Genomic DNA, 18,943 nt, shown 5'->3' on the forward strand with positions numbered 1-18,943 from the left:
GGCCCGAGGGACAAAACCATGACCGTCGAGCAGGTCGTCTCCGAGCTTCGCGACGGTATGACGATCGGTATCGGCGGCTGGGGCGCACGGCGCAAGCCGATGGCCCTGGTCCGGGGCATCCTGCGTTCGGACCTCAGGGACCTCACGATCGTCAGCTGGGGCGGCGCCGACGTCGGGCTACTGGCCCGGGCCTGCCGGATCCGGAGACTTGTCTACGCCTTCGTCTCACTGGACTCGATCCCCCTGGAGCCGAATTTCCAGCGGGCCCGCCAGGACGCAACGATCCCGGAGGTCGTCGAGCTGGACGAGGGGATGTTCCAGACCGGGCTCCGGGCGGCCGCCCAGCGGCTCCCCTTCCTGCCGATGCGTGCCGGGCTGGGCTCCGACGTCCTCGTGAACAACCCGGATCTGCGCCTGGTGACCAGCCCGTACGCGGCGGCGGACGGCGGCTTCGACGAGTTGGTCGCCGTGCCCGCACTGGACCTGGACGTGGCCCTGGTCCACCTCAACCGCTCGGATGTGCACGGAAACGCGACGTACCTCGGGCCCGACCCCTACTTCGACGACCTGTTCTGCATGGCCGCCGAGCGCGCGTACCTCAGTTGCGAACAGGTGGTGGACACCGCGACCCTCACCGCCGACACCGATGTCCAGCGGTTGCTGATCAACCGGATGATGGTCCATGGCGTCGTCGAGACCCCGAACGGCGCGCACTTCACGACCTGCTCGCCTGACTACGACCGCGACGAGGCGTTCCAGAAGGAGTACGCCGCCGCGGCTCGCGACGAGGCGACCTGGTCAGCGTTCGAGCAGCGGTTCCTCTCGGGCGACGAAGCCGCCTACCAGGCCGCGGTCGGCGAGTTCCACACCGAGCGCCAGCAGCAGAAGGGAGCATGACGATGCCCGACGTCACCCGCGCCGAGGTGTGCGCCGCCGCGATCGCCGATGCGTTCGCCGACGACGGCGAGATCTTCGGCTCGCCGATGGGGCTCCTGCCCACCCTGGGAGCCCGGCTCGCCCGGCTCACCAGTAACCCCGACCTGGTCCTGTCCGACGGCGAGTCGCTCTTCCTCGCCGAGGTGCCCCCGCTGGGCGCCCCGGCAGGCGCGGTGGAGGGCTGGATCCCCTTCCGGAGCGTCTTCGACGTCGTCGCCTGGGGCAAGCGGCACGTGATGATGGGCGCCACCCAGATCGACCGGCACGGCAACCAGAACATCTCGGCCATTGGCGACCACGCCAAGCCGGACCGGCAGCTCCTCGGCGTGCGCGGCGCCCCGGGCAACACCGTCAACAACCGCACCTCCTACTGGGTGCCCAACCACTCCGCACGGGTCTTCGTCGAGCAAGTCGACGTGGTGTCCGGCGTCGGCCCGCGACGGGCGGCGCAGGCCGGTCCCGCGGCAGGCAGGTTCAACGACATCCACCGCATCGTCACCAACCTGGCGGTCCTGGACGTCCGCGGCCCGGACGACACACTCCGGCTGCTCTCGGTCCACCCCGGCGTCACGGTCGACGACGTGCTGGCAGGCACCGGCTGCACCGTCCACGTGGACGTCGACGTGCCACAGACGCGCACTCCCACGGCCGAGGAGCGGGCCCTGATCCGGGAGGTCCTCGACCCGAGAAGCCTGCGCGACCGCGAGGTCCCGCCCGTGGGGCAGGCCGCGCGATGAACACGACACCACTGCTGCGCACCCCGTTCACCGAGCTGGTCGGCGTCCGCCACCCCATCGTCCAGACCGGCATGGGCTGGGTGTCCGGCCCCCGCCTGGTGAGCGCGACGGCGAACGCGGGCGGTCTGGGCATCCTCGGCAGCGCGACGATGACGCTGGAGGAGCTCGACCGTGCGATCGCCGAGGTCAGGTCCCGGACCGACCAGCCCTTCGGGGTGAACCTCCGCGCCGACACGGTCGACGCCCCCGAGCGGGTCGGTCTGCTGATCCGGCACGGCGTGCGAGTCGCCTCGTTCGCCCTCGCGCCGAAGCCGGACCTCATCGCGCGGCTCAAGGACAACGGCATCGTCGTCATGCCCTCCGTGGGCGCGGCCCGGCACGCGGAGAAGGTGGCGGCCTGGGGTGCGGACGCCGTGATGGTCCAGGGTGGAGAGGGCGGCGGCCACACCGGTTCGGTACCCACCTCGCTCGTGCTTCCGACCGTGCTCGACGCCGTCGAGATCCCCGTGGTCGCGGCCGGAGGCTACTTCGACGGCCGCGGGCTGGCCTCGGCCCTGTCGTTCGGCGCCGCGGGCATCGGGATGGGCACCCGGTTCCTGCTCACCAAGGACAGCGCCGTCCCTGAGTCCGTCAAGGAGTTCTACCTCGCCCACGGCCTGGACGGCACGGTGGTCACCGACAAGGTGGACGGGATGCCGCATCGCATGCTGCGTACGCCCTTCGTCGAGCAGATCGAGAGCGCGAGCACCGCGCGACGCCTGGCACCTACCGTGCGCCGTACGCTCGAGTTCAAGCGAACCAGCGGCCTGACTTGGCGCACGCTGGCCCGCGACGGCCTGGCCATGCGACGCAACCAGGGGCGCACGCTCGCGCAGACCGCCCTGGCCGCCAACACGCCGACGTTGCTCAAGGCGGGCTTGGTCGATGGCGACACCAGTGCCGGTGTCCTCGCCGCCGGGCAGGTCGTCGGGCTGCTGCACGACCTCCCCACCTGTGCGGAGCTGATCGACCGGATCGTCGCCGAGGCGGCCGAGTGCCTGCGTCGGGCCCACGGACTGATCGACTGACGACACGAGCCGCCTGCGTACTCGTGTCCGGGGACGCAGGCGGCTTCGTCGGCTAGGGCGTGTCCTGTGGATCATGGTGGGTGGGATTCGTGATCCGCTTGGTTCCTGGGCGTGCCGCGGGGACGTTCGCGTACTGGTTGTCCGTGGCCGTTCCCGCGGTGCGGCCAGGGGCCAAGCGGGCGCGGATACCGCCCGCCATGATCCGCAGGACATGCCCTAAAGCCGCTCGATGATGGTCACGTTGGCCTGGCCGCCGCCCTCGCACATCGTCTGCAGGCCGAAGCGGCCTCCGGTCCGCTCGAGCTCGGCGAGCAGAGTGGTCATCAGCCGCGCCCCGGTGGCACCGAGAGGGTGACCGAGGGCGATCGCGCCACCGTTGACGTTGACCCGCTCGTGCGGCGCTCCGGTCTCCTTCATCCAGGCGAGTACCACGGACGCGAACGCCTCGTTGCACTCGAACAGGTCGATGTCGTCGATGCTCATGCCAGCCTTGTCCAGGGCGTGGCGGGTGGCGCGAATCGGCCCTGTCAGCATCCAGATCGGGTCGTCGCCGCGCACCGACATGTGGTGGATGCGAGCCCGTGGGGTGAGCCCGTGGTCCCGCACGGCCTGCTCGGAGGCAAGGAGCAGCGCCGCCGAGGCGTCGCTGATCTGTGACGCCATGGCGGCGGTGATCCGGCCGTCCGGCTCCAGCGGGTCCAGGGCGGCCATCTTCTCCAGGGAGGTGTCTCGGGGGCACTCGTCCCTGGCGAGCTCTCCGAGGGGCTCGATCTCGCCCGTGAAGCGGCCCTCGGCGGTCGCTCGCCGCGCCCGCTCGTGCGAGGTGAGCGCGAACTCCTCCATCTGGTCCCGCTCGATTTCCCACTTGTCGGCGATCATCTCGGCCGCGCGGAACTGCGAGACCTCCTGGTCGCCGTACCTCTCCTTCCAGCCGGGTGACTCGGCGAAGGGCGTGGTGAAGCCGTAGCGGTCGGCGACCAGCATCGCCGCCGAGATCGGGATCGAGGACATGCTCTGCAGGCCACCCGCGACGACCAGGTCCTGGGTTCCGGACATGACGGCCTGAGCGGCGAAGTGCACCGCCTGCTGAGAGGAGCCGCATTGCCGGTCGATGGTGACGCCGGGGACCTCGTCGGGCAGTCCGGCGACGAGCCAGGCCGTCCGCGCCACATCGCCTGCCTGCGGGCCCAGCGTGTCGCAGCACCCCATGATCACGTCGTCGACGGCAGCCGGGTCGACGCCGGTGCGCCGCATCAGGGCGCGCAGGCTGTGTGCCCCGAGGTCCGCTGCGTGCACAGCGGCGAGTGATCCGCCGCGCTTCCCGACGGGTGTGCGAACGGCGTCGATGATGTAGGCCTCGGGCATGAGCGCTCCTGACGTGGCGGTGGGTGTTTGTCGGGCTCGATCAGCGGTCGACGGCGATGCCGTCGAGCAGGATCGACAGGTACTGGTCGGCGATCTCGTGGTGGCTGAGCTTGCCGCCGGGGCGGTACCACCGGACCGCGATCCAGACGGTGTCGCGAATGAAGCGGTACACCAGCTCCACGTCCAGATCGCTGCGGAGCGCGCCGGTCGCGACGCCCTCCTCCAGCAGCGTCATCCACACCCGGTTGGACTGCGCCTGCCGCTGGTCGAGGTAGCCGAAGCGGTCGAATCCCCCCAGGTAGTCGGCCTCGTTCTGGAAGATGGCGACCTCGTGCCGGTGCTGGTCGATCGCCTCGAACGACACCCGTACGGCGGCTTCGATCTTCGCGCGGGCGTCCGCATCGCCTGCCAGGACAGCGTCGTACTTTCCGAACAGCTCCTCCTGGAAGGACGAGAGGATCTCGTCGACCATCGACTCCTTGGAGTCGAAGTGGTGGTAGAGGCTGCCGCTGAGGATGCCCGCCGCGTCCGCGATGTCGCGAACCGTGGTGCTCCTGAACCCCTTGTCGGCGAAGAGCTCGGCGGCGATCCGCAACAGCTCGTCACGCCGGCTCATGGCAGGCTCCTTGGCCGCGTCCCGTCCGGGGCGGGTCGTCTGCGTCATGGCTTTCCCCTCAGGCTCGCTGGCTGCTGGCGGAGACGACCTCACCCGTCAGGTAGGACGCGTAGTCGCTCGCGAGGAACACCATCACGTTCGCCACCTCCCAGGGCTCGGCGGCACGCCCGAACGCCTCGCGCCGGGTGAGCTCGTCGAGGAGATCGTCGCTGGTCACCTTGGCGAGGAAGGGATGCAGCGCCAGGGACGGCGAGACAGCGTTGACGCGGATGCCGTGGGGCGCCAGGTCCATCGCGGCACATCTGGTCAGGGCCATGACGCCTGCCTTGGCCGCCGCGTAGTGGGCCTGCCCCTCCTGTGCCCTCCAGCCGACCACCGACGCGTTGTTGACGATGACGCCATGCTTGCCTGCCGCGACCATGCGCCTGCCTGCCGCACGGACACACCGGAAGGTGCCGGTCAGGGTGACCTCGAGGACCCGCGACCACTGCTCGTCGGTCATGTCGAGGACGCTCGCCGTCCCGCCCAGGCCAGCGTTGTTGATCATGATGTCGACCCCGCCGTACTCCTCCGCGGCATCGAGCAGCGCACCGACCTGCGCCTCGTCGGTTACGTCGCAGACGACAGTGCGCACCCGCTCGTCGCCGAACTCAGCGGCCAGTGACTCCCGCGCCTCGTCGAGTCGTCGCGCATGGGTGTCCCCGAGCACGACGGCGCGGGCACCTTCCTCGAGCGCGCGGCGCACTACCGCTGCCCCGATGCCCGCACCGGCGGCCGCGGTCACCACGACCACCTTGCCCGCCAGCAGATCGTGGCCTGGGACGTATTCGGGACTGTCGGGCCGGTTGCTCGGCATCGGGCTGGTCGAGACGTGGGTCATGGTCGGGCCTCCCTGGGCAGGCCGAGCACACGCTCGGCGAGGATGTTGCGCTGGATCTCGTCGGATCCGCCGTAGATGGTGTCCGCCCTGCTGAAGAGGTAGAGCCGCTGCCATCGGTCGAGGTCGTACGGCGAGCCCTCCGCGGTGAGCGAACGCGGGCCCACGACCTGCATGGCGAGCTCGCCGAGTCGGCGGTGCCACCCGGCCCAGAGGAGCTTGCCGATCGAGGCCGCTCCCCCACCATCGGCGGAGTCCGCTCCGCGCGTCAGCCCGGAAAGGCCACGCAGTGCGTTGAGGCGTATCACCTCCAGGCCGACTTTCGCCTGGGCGAGCCGGTCTCGCAGCACCGGGTCCTCGATCGCGCCGTTGCGCTTCGCGAGCGCGACGAGGTCGTCGAGCTCCCTGGCGAAGCCGACCTGCTGCCCGAGGGTGGAGACCCCCCTCTCGAAGCCCAGGAGTCCGGTGGCGACCCGCCACCCGTCCCCGGGCTCCCCGACGACGAGGTCGGCGTCGGTGCGGGCTCCGCTGAAGAAGACCTCGTTGAACTCGGCTCCTCCGGTGATCTGCCGGATCGGCCGCACCTCGACGCCCTCCTGGTCCAGTGGCACCAGGAGGAAGGACAGGCCGCCGTGCCGCCGCGTCCCAGGCTCGGTGCGGGCCAGGACGAAGCACCACTGCGCGACCTGCGCCATCGACGTCCAGACCTTCTGTCCGTCGACCACCCACTCGTCACCCTCCAGGTGCGCCCGCGTCGTCACGCCCGCCAGGTCCGAGCCCGCGCCGGGCTCGGAGTACCCCTGGCACCACAGCTCCTCCGCCGCGACGATCTTCGGCAGGAACCGCGCCTTCTGGGCTTCGGTGCCGAAAGCGAGCAACGTCGGACCGAGCAGCTCCTCACCGAGATGGTTGACGCGTGCCGGGGCGTCGGCGCGGGCGTACTCCTCGTGGAAGATCACCTGCCGCATCAGGCTCAGCCCGCGCCCGCCGTGCTCCCGGGGCCAGCCCAGCGCGGTCCAGCCATGCCTGGCCAGATGACGGTTCCAGGCGAGCCGTTCGTCGTGTGCCTCGTCCTCGCGGCCGGGACCACCCAGGCCGCGGAGCGCGCCGAACTCGCCACTCAGGTTGTCTCCGAGCCATGCCCGGACGTCACGGCGGAACGCCTGGTCGGCAGGCGAGAAGCTCAGGTCCACCGAGATTCCTCCGTCCGTTCGAGTCTCCCGGTTCCGCTCCGGGCCGGTAGCCGCTACAGTAGCTTACCAAGCAACTGTTTGGTTGGTGGAAGATCTCGAGAGGTGCTGCTGGATGTCGACATCGCCCGGCACGCTGCCCGCCACGCTCCGTCGCGCGGCCGACCTCCACGGCGACCGTCTAGCCGTTGTCGACGGCGCCACCCGGCTGACCTATGCGGGCCTGCTCGCCGAGGTGCGGGAGACCGCCCGCGCCTTCGTCGCCCTGGGCGTGCAGCCCGGCGACCGGGTCTGTCTCTGGGCGCCCAACAGCTGGGAGTGGGTGGTCAGCGCGCTCGCCACGTCGTACGCGGGCGCCACGCTGGTGCCACTGAACACGCGCTACACCGGCCACGAGGTCGTCGACGTCGCCGTCCGGACCCGGGCCACCCTGCTCGTCATGGCCGACGGGTTCCTCGGTCGCGGGCAGTACGACGAGGTGTGCGCCGCCGCGTCCGAAGGTGCCGCGTCGGAGCTTGGCGCCGAGGGTGACCTGGTGATGGGACTCCCCGATCTCCGGGCGGTGGTCAGGATCGGCGACGGTCCGGCTCCTGCGGGCGTCGTCCCGTTCGCGGGGCACTCCGCGATCGCGGACCGGATTCCGCTCGACGAGGTCGAGCAGCGCGCCGACGCCCTGACGACCGTCGAAGTGGCCGACATCCTCTTCACCTCTGGCACCACCGGTCGCTCCAAGGGGGTGATGAGCGCACACAGCCAGACGATCGCCGCCGCGGACGTCTGGGCGCGGACCTGCGCCGTGACGGCCGCGGACCGTTACCTGATGGTCAATCCCTTCTTCCACGCCTTCGGCTACAAGGCAGGCATCGTCGTGTGCCTGCTGACCGGCGCGACGATGTATCCGCAAGCGACGTTCGACGTGGGCGCCACCTTGCGGCTGGTCTCCGCCGAGAGGATCACGGTCCTGCCCGGAGCCCCCACCGTCTTCCACTCGCTGTTCGGCGCCCCGGAGTTGCCCGCCACCGACCTGTCCTCCTTGCGCCTGGCGGTCACCGGCGCGACGACGGTTCCGGTGGCCCTGGTCGAGCGGATGCAGAGCGAACTGTCCTTCGACACTGTGCTCACGGCGTACGGCATGACCGAGTGCGTCGTCGCCACGATGTGCCGTCCCGGCGACCCAGACGATCTGGTGGCAGGCACCTGCGGCGCCGCCGTCGAGGGGCTGCAGCTCCGGATCACGGACCCGCACACCGGCGAGGCGCTGCCCGCCGGATCGGTCGGCGAGGTGCGGATGCGCGGTCCGATGGTGATGCTCGGCTATCTCGACGACGACGAGGCCACCGCCGCGACGATCGATCCCGGCGGCTGGCTCCACAGCGGTGACGTCGGCACCCTCGACGATGGCGGCCACCTGAGGATCACGGATCGGCTCAAGGACATGTACATCTCCGGTGGCTTCAACGTCTACCCGGCCGAGGTCGAGCAGGTGCTCGGTCGGCTCGAAGGGGTCACCGAGGCCGCTGTGATCGGGGTGGCCGACGAGCGGCTCGGCGAGGTCGGCTTGGCGTACGTCGTGCGCCGTGACACGGACCTGACCGCGGCCGACGTACTGGCGTTCGCCCGGACCCGACTGGCCAACTTCAAGGTGCCCAAGCAGGTCGCCTTCGTTGACGCCCTCCCCCGCAACGGCTCCGGCAAGGTGCTCAAGCAGGACCTTCGACAAGCCCAGGAACCGACGAGGAGCAACACATGACCGACGGCGTCCCCCCGAGCAGCGCGCCCGCCGACCAGGCCGACGAGGTGGTCACCTATGAGGTGCGGGGTGCGGTGGCACGAATCCGGCTCAACCGCCCGGAGTACCGCAACGCGCAGAACTCCGCGATGACCTACGCCCTCGATGACGCCCTCAGGCGGGCCACCGACGACGACAGCGTCAAGGTGATCGTGCTCTCCGGCACCGGCAAGCACTTCTCCGCGGGCCACGACATCGGCACGCCGGGGCGCGACGTGGACACGTCCTTCGACCGCAGGGCGGTCATCTGGTGGGACCACGTCGACAAGGAGGGGGGCGACCAGCGCTTCGCGCGTGAGTCCGAGGTCTACCTGGGCATGTGCCGTCGGTGGCGGGAGGTGCCGAAGCCCGTCATCGCGATGGTGCACGGCGCCTGCATCGCGGGCGGACTCATGCTCGCCTGGTCCTGCGACTTCATCATCGCCTCCGACGACGCGTTCTTCTCCGACCCGGTGGTGCGGATGGGCATCCCGGGTGTCGAGTACTTCGCCCACCCGTGGGTGATGAACCCGCGCGCCGCCAAGGAGTTCCTCTTCACCGGAGACCGATTCTCCGCGCGGCGTGCGCGGGAACTCGGCATGGTCAACCAGGTGGTCCCGCGCGACGAGCTCGAGAGCACGGTGCTGGCGATGGCGGAGCGGATCGCCGCCATGCCGCGGTTCGGCCTCGCGCTCACCAAGAAGGCGGTCAACCAGGCCGAGGACCTCATGGGGATGCGCGCGGGCATGGACTCGGTGTTCGGCCTGCACCACTTCGCGCACGCCCACAACGCCGAGGTCTCCACGGACTCGCTCGGGGGTCTCGACGCCAGGGCCATGGCCGCCGAGAACAAGAAGCAGGCAGGCGCATGAACCTCGACTTCTCCGCCTCGGAGCTGGCGTTCCAGGCCGAGGCACGCGACTGGCTGGCGGCCAACGTGCCGAGCGCGCCCCTTCCGTCGATGGACACCGCGGAGGGGTTCCGTGCGCACCAGGAGTGGGAGGCCAGGCTCGCCCTGGCTCGGTGGTCGGTCGTGTCCTGGCCTCGGGAGTACGGCGGCCGCGACGCGTCGCTGGTCGAGTGGGTGCTCTTCGAGGAGGAGTACTACCGCGCCGCCGCGCCCGGCAGGGTCTCGCAGAACGGCATCTTCTTGCTGGCCCCGATCCTGTTCGAGCACGGCACCCCGGAGCAGCGGGACCGCTTCCTCCCGGACATGGCCACCGGTGAGCGGATCTGGGCCCAAGCCTGGTCGGAGCCGGAGGCAGGCTCCGACCTCGCCGCGCTCACCTCGACCGCGGTCCGGGACGACACCCGCGGCGGCTGGGTTCTCAACGGACAGAAGACGTGGTCCTCCCGAGCGGCCCATGCCCACTGGGGATTCGGCCTGTTCCGCTCTGACCCGACAGCCGAGAGACACCGTGGCCTGACCTACTTCCTGTTCCCCCTCGACGCCCCCGGGGTGACGGTGCGGCCGATCGCCCAGCTCGACGGAGACCCCGGGTTCGCCGAGATCTTCTTCGACGACGTCTTCGTGCCCGACGCCGACGTGCTGGGCTCGCCCGGGGACGGCTGGCGGGTCGCGATGAGCACGGCGGGCAACGAGCGCGGCCTGTCCCTGCGCTCCCCCGGGCGGTTCTGCGCCGCCGCGGACCGGCTCGTCTCGCTGTACCGATCCATGCCTGCCGACCAGGTCGCGGCCTCCGCTGCCGACCGGGTCGCCGATGCCTGGATCAAGGCACAGGCCTATCGCCTCTACACCTGGGGGACGGTGACCCGGCTGGCCGACGGCGGCGACATCGGCGCCGCGGGCTCGGTGAACAAGGTGTTCTGGTCGGACCTCGACGTCACGCTGCACGAGACGGCGCTGGACCTGCTCGGCCCGGAGGCCGAGCTCGACTCACCGTGGACCGACGGCTACCTGTTCTCGCTCGCGGGGCCGATCTACGCGGGCACGAACGAGATCCAGCGCAACATCGTGGCCGAGCGCATCCTGGGCCTCCCACGCGAACCGAAGGGGCGGGCCGATGAGGTTCGAGCTCACCGCCGAGCAGCGGGACTTCGCCTCCGCGCTGGACGCCCTGCTCACCGCTTCCGACGTGGTCTCGACCGCCCGGGCCTGGGCGCTCGACGGCACCGACCCCGGGCTGAAGCTCTGGCGGCGGCTGGCCGACCAGGGAGTATTCGCGCTCCTCGTGCCCGAGGAGGCAGGCGGTCTTGGCGCGGGCGACATGGAGTTGGTGGTCGCGGCCGAGGTCCTGGGGCGGCACGGGGTTCCGGGTCCGTGGGTCGAGTCCGCCGCCTTCCTCCCGGTCGCGCTCACGTCCGGGCAGGCGATGGCCGCGCTGGCCGAGGGCGCGGTGGGGACGGTCGCCTCGCGTCCGCACACCGCTCAGGCACTCGACGCCGACGTCGCCGACCACGTGTATGTCGCCGCGGACGGAGGGCTCTTCGCGGGGAAACTCGGCAGGCGCAGGTCTTCGATCGACGGCACCCGCAGGCTGTTCGAGGTGACCCCGGACGTCGCGCCGTTCGAGACGGTCGGCGCCGAGCGGCTCGCGCGGGCCTTCGACACCGCTGTGCTGGCCGTCTCGGGCCAGCTGCTGGGCGCGGGCGAGCGGCTGCTCGCCGACACGGTGGCCTTCGCCGGGCAGCGCAGGCAGTTCGGTCGCGAGATCGGGTCGTACCAGGCCGTCAAGCACCGGCTGGCGGACGTGAGGATCGCCCTCGACTTCGCCCGCGCCCTGCTCCACGGCGCGGCCCTGGCCGCAGAGGACCCGGCCTCGACGCGGACGAAATCCCGCGACGTCTCCGCCGCGAAGGTCGCCACCGGCGACGCGGCGTACCTCGCATCCCGGGCTGCCCTGCAGGTGCACGGTGCGATCGGCTACACCCGCGAGCTCGACCTGAGCCTGTGGATCCTGAAGGTGCGGGCCCTCCAGACGGCGTGGGGCACGCCTGCCTTCCACCGCCGACGGGTCCTCGACGCCCTCGTCGGGGAGGCCTGACATGGAGTTCGGGCTCTCCGAAGAGCAGCGGGGGTTGGCGGCCACCATCCGCACCCTCCTTGCCAGACGCGCCGACAGCGCGGCCGTTCGTAGCGCCACCGAATCAGGGCCCGGGTACGACGTCGGCCTGTGGCAGACGCTCTGCGGGCAGATCGGTGCCGCGGCACTGGCGATCCCCGAGAAGTACGACGGTGCCGGGTTCACGCTGTTCGAGACCGGCATCGTGATGGACGAGCTGGGCCGATCCCTCGCGCCCTCACCGCTGCTCGCATCGGTCATCGCCGCGGAGGCCCTGCTGGCGTCGGAGGACGAAGCGGCGAGGGAACGCCTCCTGCCTCGGATCGCCGCGGGCTCGGTCGCGACCCTGGCCTGGCAGGGGCCGTCAACGGCGGCCCCTGGGGACGAACCGGTCCGGGCCCAGGCTGACCGCCTCACCGGCTCCGTCTGTCACGTCCTCCTCGGCGATGCGTCCGACGTCTTGCTGGTCGCGGCGGAGACGGCGACCGGGCAGGCCCTGTTCGAGGTGGCGCCGTCGGCGGTCGCGTGGACCTCGACGCCCGCGATGGACACCACCCTGCGGCTCGCCGTGGCCACGTTCGACGACACGCCCGGCGTGCGACTCACCGGCGACGCGGGTGCGGCGCTGCGGCGGGCGCACCTCGCAGGCACGGCAGGCGTCGCGGCTCTCCAACTCGGCTGCGCCCGGAGGGCCCTGGAGATGACGGTCGACTACGCCAAGACGCGCGTCCAGTTCGGCCGCCCGATCGGTTCATTCCAGGCACTCAAGCACCGCATGGCGGACATGCTGGTGCAGGTGGAGACGACTCGCTCGGTGGTGTGGGCCGCGATGTACGCCGTGGCAACGGGTGCGCCCGACGCCGAGGAGCTGGTGCACGTCGCGGCGTCGTACGCCGGTGAGGCACTCCACGACCTCGCCGCCGAGACCATCCAGCTGCATGGCGGCATCGCGATCACCTGGGAGCACGACGCCCAGATGCTCTTCAAGCGCGCCCATGCCCTCGGGCAGCTCTTCGGACAACCACACCAACACCGGGCGCTGCTCGCGCTCTGATCCCTGGGCGAGGCGCTCCCGAAGTCGGCACCGCAGCCTCGGGGCACGGCGCTACGACCTGAGGAAGGCGTTGCCGAGGGCGACCGCCGCGGTCACGACGAGCCCCGCGAGGACCACTGCCCGGAACCGCTCCGGCGAGAGCGTGCCGAAGATTCGGTTGCCGATCGCCCAGCCCACGGGCAGACCGGCAACTCCCCCTGCGGCGGCCGCCCAGGTGGTGGCGTCCAGATGATCGGTCAGGGCGAAGGCTGCCACCGCCACGAGGTCCTGAACGCAGAACACCGCCTGGAGCGTCGCCCGGAACCGGCGCGGCGCCAGCCCGGCGCCCTGCAGCGACAGGACCAGCGGGGGCCCGTTCATCCCGGTGGAGGTCAGCAGCAGGCCACTGGTGACGCCCGAGGCCCACAGCGAGCCTCGCCCCGCGGGCAGGGTCACGTCGCGCCACATCAGGGCGACCACGACGAGCAGCCCTACGCCGACCAGGGCGGTCAGTGACCGGTCGTCGAGCCGGGTGAGGGCGAAGAGCCCCAGTGGCATCCCGAGCACGCCCGCGAGCGTGAGCACCCGAGCCAGGCGCCCGTCGACGTGCGCACGCTCGCGCCGCCAGGCACCGGCGGTGAGCGGCAGGCTGACGAGGGTGGCGGCCACGACGGCCGTGGCGGGCCCGACCGCGATGGCCAGCAACGGGACCGCCACCATGGCGGACCCGAAGCCGCTCACCGCCTGCGTCACCGCCGCGAGCAGGAACACCAGTCCCGCGATGCCCGCCACGAGCAGGAGCTCAGCCACCGAAGCCGACATGACCGGCTGTGACCGCGGGATGGCCGTCCACCGTTGCCTCGAAGGCCACCCGGTGCCCGTCGTTCCATCCCTGGACCCGCAGGGTGTCGCCGGGGAAGACCGGGGCCGCGAACCGGCCGGAAAGCTCGGTCAGGGACGCGGGATGCACCCCCAGGCTGTCGGCGAGGGCGACCACGGCCATCCCGATTGTGCAGAGGCCGTGCATGAACGGCCGCGGCATGCCTGCCGCGGCCGCGGCCGCCGGGTCGACATGCATGGCATGGCGGTCGCCGAGCAGCCGGTAGAGCGCGGGCTGCTGTGCCGTCGTCGTGACACCTAGGTCCTGGTCGGGGTCGCCCTCCGGGCGGTCGGCCGCCCGGGGGCCGCGCTCGCCGCCGAAGCCTCCGCACCCTGGCGCGAAGATCGACCAGGTCGCCACGAAGAAGTCGCTGCTCACCTCGACGTCGAAGACCGCGGCCGCGCCCTTGTCCCAGACCGCGCTGACGCGTGCGGCCATAGTGACCTCACCCGCCCGCGGCAGCGGTGCGAGCACTCGCAGCCGCTGCGCGCCATGTACGGCCGTGCTGGTGTCGAAGGCCCGCGACGAGCCGAGCGCGTCCGGCGCCCACTGCGCCAGGGTGAGCCCGAACGTGGGCAGCACCCGCAGCCGCTCCTCGAAGACAAGGTCCAGGCGGGACGGCGAGACGCCGAGGGCCAGTGCGTAGAGGATCGGGTCGCGGTCGGTGTACGACACCACTCGGGTACCGAGGCCGCGGCCCGCCCAGTCGCCCGCGTTCACCGGGCACCCAGGATCAGAGCCGACGTCGGCACGCCGGTCCCGGCGGTGACCACGACGTTGTCGACGTCGCCGGGTTGGTTCACCGACGTGCCCCGAACCAGCCGGACGCCTTCCGCAATGCCGTTCATGCCATGCAAATAGGCCTCGCCGAGCTGTCCTCCGTGGGTGTTGAGCGGCAGCGAGCCGTCCAGCTCGAGGTGGCCGTCGGCGACGAACGACGCGGCCTCACCGCGGCCACAGAAGCCGAGTTCTTCAAGCTGGGGAAGGACGAACGGCGTGAAGTGGTCGTAGAGCACGGCCGCCCGAACGTCTGTCGGCCGCAGCCCGGACTGGGCCCACAGCCGGTCGCCCACCAGGCCCATCTCGGGGATGCCGCTGATCGAGGGACGGTAGTACGAGGTCATCATGTGCTGGTCCCGGCCCGAACCCTGCGCCGCGCCGACGACGTACGCGGGTACCTGCGGCAGGTCCTTCGCCCGCTCCGCCGAGACCACCACCAGCGCCTGTCCCCCGTCGGACTCCTGGCAGCAGTCGAGCAGGTGCAGGGGCTCGGCGATCCAGCGCGAGGCCTGGTGTTCCTCAAGGGTGATCGGCCTGCCGTGGAACCACGCCTTCGGGTTCGTGGCGGCGCGGGCGCGAGCGAGCACGGCGATCCGGCCGAAGTCCTCCGAGGTCGCGCCGTACTCGTGCATGTAGCGGCGAGCGAACATGCCAACCCACTGGGCCGGGGTGGAGAGCCCGAACGGCGTCATCCAGGAGTACGCGGCGCGGTCGGCACTCGTGTCCATCGGTCGGCTCGCCTGGCCCAGGCCGAAGCGCTCCCCCGACCGCTCGTTGAAGGCACGCCAGCAGACCACGACCTCCGCCAAGCCCGCGTTGATCGCCGCCGCGGCATGCGCGACCGTGCCGCAGGCCGCGCCACCACCGTGCGGGACACGCGAGAAGAAGGAGAGGTCGCCGATGCCGGTGTTGCGGGCGACGTGGATCTCGGCACTGGACTCGGCGGTGAAGGTCACCATCCCGTCGACGTCGCCGGGCTGGAGACCCGCGTCGGCGATCGCCGCCACCACGGCTTCGCAGGCGAGCTGGAGCTCGCTGCGCCCGGACGCCTTGGAGAACTCGGTCGCGCCGATGCCGACGATCGCGGTCCGGCCGGAGAGGTTCGCCATCACGGCACCCGCACGATCACGAGGCCGGTCACGTGCGGGCCACGCTCGTTGGCGCCGACGACCTCGACGGAGACCTGTCCGTCGTCGACCGCGGTGACCGAGCCGCGCAGCGTCATCGTGTCCCCGGGGTGGTTGGGGACGCCGAGCCGGATGCGGAGCTTCTTCACCACCGAGGCGGGTCCTGCCCACGAGGTGACGTAGCGGCCGACGATTCCGTTGGTCGTCAGGATGTTCATGAAGATGTCCGGCGAGCCTCGCTCGGCCGCCAGCGCCGGGTCGTGGTGCACATCCTGGAAGTCACGGCTGGCGATGGCGGTGGCGACGATCATCGTCCGGGTGACCGCGATCGACAGCTCGGGCAGCACGTCTCCGACCCTCATCTGGCCAGCTCCTCGCCGAGGCAGGCGAGCGCGGTCGCCGCCGCGCCCAAGGTGGTGGCGAGCTGCTTGCCCCAGAGGAAGAAGCGGTGCACCGGGTAGTCGACGTCGACGCCGATGCCGCCGTGCACGTGCTGGACCCGGTGCACGACGTCGAGGCCTGCCTGGGCCGACCACCACTTAGCGACCAGCACCGCGCGCTCCTTCTCGGTGGCCGTGCCATGACCGGCGAGTGACGAGAGCGCCTGCCACAGCGTCACGCGCATCGCGTCGATGTCGATCAGACAGTCCGCGAGCTGGTGCTGCAGGGACTGGAAGGTGGCCAGCGGACGCCCGAACTGCTCCCGCGTCGAGGTGTACGCCGCGGCGAGGCGTAGCGCGCCCTCGGCCACGCCGACCTGCAGGGCAGCCACCGCGACGGCACTGTTGCGCAGCACGGCGGCCAGCGCATCGGGGCCGCCGAGCAGCTCCGCCGGAGCGTCCGCGAGCAGTAGGTTCCCGGCGAGGTCGTGGCTGGTGGTCTCGGTCCGTTCCCAGCTGACCCCGGTGCCCGCGGCAGGCACCAGGAAGAGCGCCGGACCGTCGGTCGTGGTCGCGGAGACGACCACGTAGGCCGCACCGAACGGCGAGGGCACAACTGCCTTGGTCCCGGCCAGCGACCAGCCGGACTCGCCGAGGACGGCTCGGCAGGTGGGCGATGCCTGCTCGCCCCCGTCGAACTCCTCCAGCGCCAGCGTGAGGCGGAGCGACCCGTCGGCCGCGGCGGCGAGCAACGAACGCTGGGTCGGCGTGCCGAACTCCGCGACGGCGAGCGCCGCGACGCCGGCCGACCAGAGCGGCACCGGCGCGACGCGGCGTCCCTGCTCCTCGAGCACGACGCACAGCCCATCCAGGCCGAGGCCTGCTCCCCCGTGCGCGTCCGGCAGGGCGATGCCGACCAGCCCGGAGCGGGCCAGGTCGCCCCACAGCGCCTCGTCGAGCCGGGAGGACGATGCCTCGACCTCCCGGACCCGTTCGGGGGTGGCCTTGTCGGTGAAGATCTCGCGAGCCAGCCCCTGAACCGCGAGCAGTGTGTCGTCGTGGGTGAAGTCCATCAGTGCTCCTGGGGTGCGACGGGCCGGAACAGCGGCAACGTCAGGTCGGCATCGGCCACCAGCCACTCGACCTCGAGGGGCATCCCGATGGCCAGGTCGTCGGCGGTGACGCCGGTCAGATTGGTGATCAGGCGGGTGCCCTCGTCGAGCTCGACCACGGCGATCAGCAGCGGGTAGTCGAAGGCGGGATGCGGCGGATGGTGCGCGACGACATACGAGTAGAGCGTGCCGCGGCCGCCTGCCGTGACGGTGTCCCACGCGAACGACTGGCACTCGGGACAGCACGGTCCGGGAGGGTGACGCAGGGTCTTGCACTCCGTGCACCGCTGCACGACGAGGCGTTTTTCCCGCGCCGCGGCGAACCAGAACTCGTTGTCCTGGTTGATCGCCGGACGCGGACGCGGCGCCCGTGGTGCCGCCGACGGGCGGAACCGCAGCGTCCGCCAGCGCTGCGTCGCCACGACCTCGCCCGCGGCATCGCGATAGGTCTTCAGGGTGCTCACGAAGCGACCGGTCCCGAGGCCGGTCCGCTTCTCGGCCGAGATCGACTCGACGACTTCCTCGACGCTCAGGTCGTCACCGGGCCGCGCCTCGCGGTGGAAGTCGAAGTCCGAGTCGGTCGCCACGACCGAGGTGTAGCCGCCCTCGTCCAGCAGCGCCACCAGCTCGTCGAAGGCGCCGATGTCCGCGGGGGTCGTCGACGCCGCGTACCCGCGCATCGTCCAGGCCTGCATCATCGAGGCGGGCGCGACGATGCCCGATCGGCCGGTGGACCGCGCTGCCTCGTCGGAGAGGTGCACCGGGTTGGTATCTCCCATCGCCTCGCACCAGTGCCGGATCATCGGGACGTTGACCGGATCCGGACCGAAGCGCCGCTCGACGAGCACGCGCCCAGTGAAGGCGGCCAGCCGGTCCTCGTAGGTCGTCACCGCTGCACCCGGGGCAGGCCCAGACCCGAGGTGGCCACCATGTCGCGCAGGATGTCGTTGACGCCGCCGCCGAAGGTGTTGACGATGCCCTGACGGGACAGCTGCTCGAGCTGGCCCGCGAGCACGGCGCCGGGCGACTCCGGGCGAATCCGTCCGGCCGCACCGAGGATCCCGGTCAGCGCGCGCTGCACCTCGATGTGTGTCTCGGTGCCGTAGGTCTTGGCCGCACCCGCGGTCGCCCCGGTGAGGTCACCGGCGGCGACGGCCGCGGTCATCTTCCAGTTCAGCAGCCGCATCGCCTCCAGCCGCGTGTAGGTCCTGGCGAGCTCGGCGCGGACCCAGGGCCGCTCGATGACCCCGGTCTCCCGGGCCCAGGCCAGCACGCTCTCCCAGAGCTGGATCATCCGGCCGCCAAGCGCGGCCAGGCCGATCCGCTCGTGGTTGAGCTGCGCGGTGATCAGCGACCAGCCGTCGTCGACCCCGCCGACGACGTCGCTTCGTGGCACGACGATGTCGGTGTAGTACGTCGCCGTCACCACCATGCCGCCGACGGTGTGGATGGGGCTCCAGGAGAAGCCGGGGTCGCTGGTGGGCACGATCAGGATCGAGATGCCCTTGTGCTTCGGGGCGTCGGGGTCGGTGCGAGCCGCCAGCCAGACATAGTCGGCGGTGTTGGCGCCGCTGGTGAAGATCTTCTGGCCGTTGACCAGGAAGCCGTCCGCGGTGGGTACCGCCCGGGTCGCCAGCGACGCCAGGTCGGTGCCTGCCGACGGCTCGGTGTAGCCGATCGCGAAGACGATCTCACCGGCCAGGATGCCCGGCAGGTAGGCCTGCTTCTGTTCCTCGGAGCCGTACTTCATCAGCGTCGGTCCGACGGTGTTGACGGTCACGAACGGGAACGGAAGCCCCGCGCGCTGGACCTCGTCGAAGAAGACGTACTGCTCCTCGACCGAGCGCCCCTGGCCGCCGTACTCCGTGGGCCAGCCGATGCCCAGCCAGCCATCGCGGCCCAACATCCTCACGACCTCGCGGAACCGGGAGCCGCCGACGCCTTCCTCACCGACACGGCGACGCTCCTCGGCGGGCAGCAGCCCGGCGAAGTAGGTCCGTAGTTCCTTGCGCAGCTGTTGCTGGGCGGGCGTCTCCCGCAAGTCCACGTCGG

At 71.2% G+C, this 18,943-nt stretch carries 18 protein-coding genes and 1 pseudogene; 8 read left to right on the top strand and 11 right to left on the bottom strand.

Annotated elements, in window-relative coordinates; all coding sequences use genetic code 11:
• The first annotated feature begins 18 nt into the window (after positions 1 to 18).
• Genes BN1701_RS12865 through BN1701_RS12875 form a run of 3 tightly spaced genes read left to right on the top strand, consistent with a single transcriptional unit; the run spans position 19 to position 2,740 of the window.
• Entirely contained in the window at positions 19 to 897 is an 879-nt protein-coding gene (locus BN1701_RS12865) for a CoA transferase subunit A (RefSeq protein ID WP_197672089.1), read from the top strand.
• A 2-nt stretch (positions 898 to 899) separates the two neighbouring features.
• Positions 900 to 1,673, top strand: a complete 774-nt coding sequence (locus tag BN1701_RS12870) for a CoA-transferase subunit beta (RefSeq protein WP_054055821.1) — start codon at positions 900 to 902, stop codon at positions 1,671 to 1,673.
• A complete protein-coding gene (locus tag BN1701_RS12875) occupies positions 1,670 to 2,740 on the top strand; it encodes a nitronate monooxygenase family protein (RefSeq protein WP_054048625.1) in 1,071 nt (356 codons plus the stop codon). Before BN1701_RS12870 ends, BN1701_RS12875 begins: the two co-directional genes overlap by 4 nt.
• A 216-nt stretch (positions 2,741 to 2,956) precedes the next feature.
• Here BN1701_RS12875 and BN1701_RS12880 read toward each other — a convergent pair whose 3' ends face one another.
• The 4 genes from BN1701_RS12880 to BN1701_RS12895 are packed head-to-tail and all read right to left on the bottom strand — an operon-like array spanning position 2,957 to position 6,791.
• Positions 2,957 to 4,105 (bottom strand): acetyl-CoA C-acetyltransferase, encoded by a 1,149-nt coding sequence (locus BN1701_RS12880; protein WP_054048627.1) that lies wholly within the window; start codon positions 4,103 to 4,105, stop codon positions 2,957 to 2,959.
• Between the two features lie 40 nt (positions 4,106 to 4,145).
• Positions 4,146 to 4,721 carry a TetR/AcrR family transcriptional regulator gene (locus BN1701_RS12885; RefSeq protein ID WP_197672090.1) on the bottom strand — a complete coding sequence of 192 codons (576 nt, stop codon included), beginning with the start codon at positions 4,719 to 4,721 and terminating at the stop codon, positions 4,146 to 4,148.
• Between the two features lie 58 nt (positions 4,722 to 4,779).
• Positions 4,780 to 5,577 (bottom strand): SDR family oxidoreductase, encoded by a 798-nt coding sequence (locus BN1701_RS12890; RefSeq protein ID WP_054055822.1) that lies wholly within the window; start codon positions 5,575 to 5,577, stop codon positions 4,780 to 4,782.
• 20 nt (positions 5,578 to 5,597) lie between these two features.
• Positions 5,598 to 6,791 (bottom strand): acyl-CoA dehydrogenase family protein, encoded by a 1,194-nt coding sequence (locus BN1701_RS12895; RefSeq protein WP_054048631.1) that lies wholly within the window; start codon positions 6,789 to 6,791, stop codon positions 5,598 to 5,600.
• Positions 6,792 to 6,903: 112 nt separating this feature from the next.
• Here BN1701_RS12895 and BN1701_RS12900 point away from each other — a divergent pair, with 112 nt between their 5' ends.
• The 5 genes and pseudogenes from BN1701_RS12900 (at position 6,904) to BN1701_RS12925 (ending at position 12,633) form a co-directional block, all read left to right on the top strand.
• Complete coding sequence (locus BN1701_RS12900; RefSeq protein WP_054048633.1) at positions 6,904 to 8,538, top strand: FadD3 family acyl-CoA ligase; 1,635 nt, start codon at positions 6,904 to 6,906, stop codon at positions 8,536 to 8,538.
• Positions 8,535 to 9,428: an enoyl-CoA hydratase gene (locus BN1701_RS12905; protein WP_054048635.1), complete on the top strand. Its 894-nt coding sequence runs from the start codon at positions 8,535 to 8,537 to the stop codon at positions 9,426 to 9,428. Before BN1701_RS12900 ends, BN1701_RS12905 begins: the two co-directional genes overlap by 4 nt.
• Positions 9,425 to 10,564, top strand: a pseudogene (locus BN1701_RS34285) (acyl-CoA dehydrogenase family protein); the annotation flags it as partial. The gene BN1701_RS12905 and the pseudogene BN1701_RS34285, both read left to right, overlap by 4 nt.
• Positions 10,565 to 10,580: 16 nt before the next feature.
• A complete protein-coding gene (locus BN1701_RS12920; protein ID WP_054048641.1) occupies positions 10,581 to 11,561 on the top strand; it encodes an acyl-CoA dehydrogenase family protein in 981 nt (326 codons plus the stop codon).
• Between the two features lies 1 nt (position 11,562).
• Positions 11,563 to 12,633: an acyl-CoA dehydrogenase family protein gene (locus tag BN1701_RS12925; protein ID WP_054048643.1), complete on the top strand. Its 1,071-nt coding sequence runs from the start codon at positions 11,563 to 11,565 to the stop codon at positions 12,631 to 12,633.
• A gap of 51 nt (positions 12,634 to 12,684) precedes the next feature.
• On the opposite strand, the gene BN1701_RS12930 is transcribed toward BN1701_RS12925, so the two are convergent.
• Genes BN1701_RS12930 through BN1701_RS12960 form a run of 7 tightly spaced genes read right to left on the bottom strand, consistent with a single transcriptional unit; the run spans position 12,685 to position 18,938 of the window.
• Positions 12,685 to 13,422 (bottom strand): sulfite exporter TauE/SafE family protein, encoded by a 738-nt coding sequence (locus BN1701_RS12930; protein WP_054048645.1) that lies wholly within the window; start codon positions 13,420 to 13,422, stop codon positions 12,685 to 12,687.
• Entirely contained in the window at positions 13,415 to 14,212 is a 798-nt protein-coding gene (locus BN1701_RS12935) for a MaoC/PaaZ C-terminal domain-containing protein (RefSeq protein ID WP_054048647.1), read from the bottom strand. Before BN1701_RS12935 ends, BN1701_RS12930 begins: the two co-directional genes overlap by 8 nt.
• Positions 14,209 to 15,381: a lipid-transfer protein gene (locus BN1701_RS12940; RefSeq protein ID WP_054048649.1), complete on the bottom strand. Its 1,173-nt coding sequence runs from the start codon at positions 15,379 to 15,381 to the stop codon at positions 14,209 to 14,211. Before BN1701_RS12940 ends, BN1701_RS12935 begins: the two co-directional genes overlap by 4 nt.
• Entirely contained in the window at positions 15,381 to 15,761 is a 381-nt protein-coding gene (locus BN1701_RS12945; protein ID WP_054048651.1) for a MaoC family dehydratase, read from the bottom strand. The genes BN1701_RS12940 and BN1701_RS12945 overlap by 1 nt, the downstream gene beginning before the upstream one ends.
• Positions 15,758 to 16,852 carry an acyl-CoA dehydrogenase family protein gene (locus BN1701_RS12950; protein WP_054048653.1) on the bottom strand — a complete coding sequence of 365 codons (1,095 nt, stop codon included), beginning with the start codon at positions 16,850 to 16,852 and terminating at the stop codon, positions 15,758 to 15,760. The genes BN1701_RS12945 and BN1701_RS12950 overlap by 4 nt, the downstream gene beginning before the upstream one ends.
• On the bottom strand, positions 16,852 to 17,781 hold the full coding sequence (locus BN1701_RS12955) for a bifunctional MaoC family dehydratase N-terminal/OB-fold nucleic acid binding domain-containing protein (RefSeq protein ID WP_054048655.1): 930 nt from the start codon (positions 17,779 to 17,781) through the stop codon (positions 16,852 to 16,854). The genes BN1701_RS12950 and BN1701_RS12955 overlap by 1 nt, the downstream gene beginning before the upstream one ends.
• Positions 17,778 to 18,938 carry an acyl-CoA dehydrogenase family protein gene (locus BN1701_RS12960; protein WP_054048658.1) on the bottom strand — a complete coding sequence of 387 codons (1,161 nt, stop codon included), beginning with the start codon at positions 18,936 to 18,938 and terminating at the stop codon, positions 17,778 to 17,780. The genes BN1701_RS12955 and BN1701_RS12960 overlap by 4 nt, the downstream gene beginning before the upstream one ends.
• Positions 18,939 to 18,943 lie beyond the last annotated feature (5 nt).

It is taken from the genome of Alloactinosynnema sp. L-07, assembly GCF_900070365.1.
Lineage (GTDB): Bacteria > Actinomycetota > Actinomycetes > Mycobacteriales > Pseudonocardiaceae > Actinokineospora.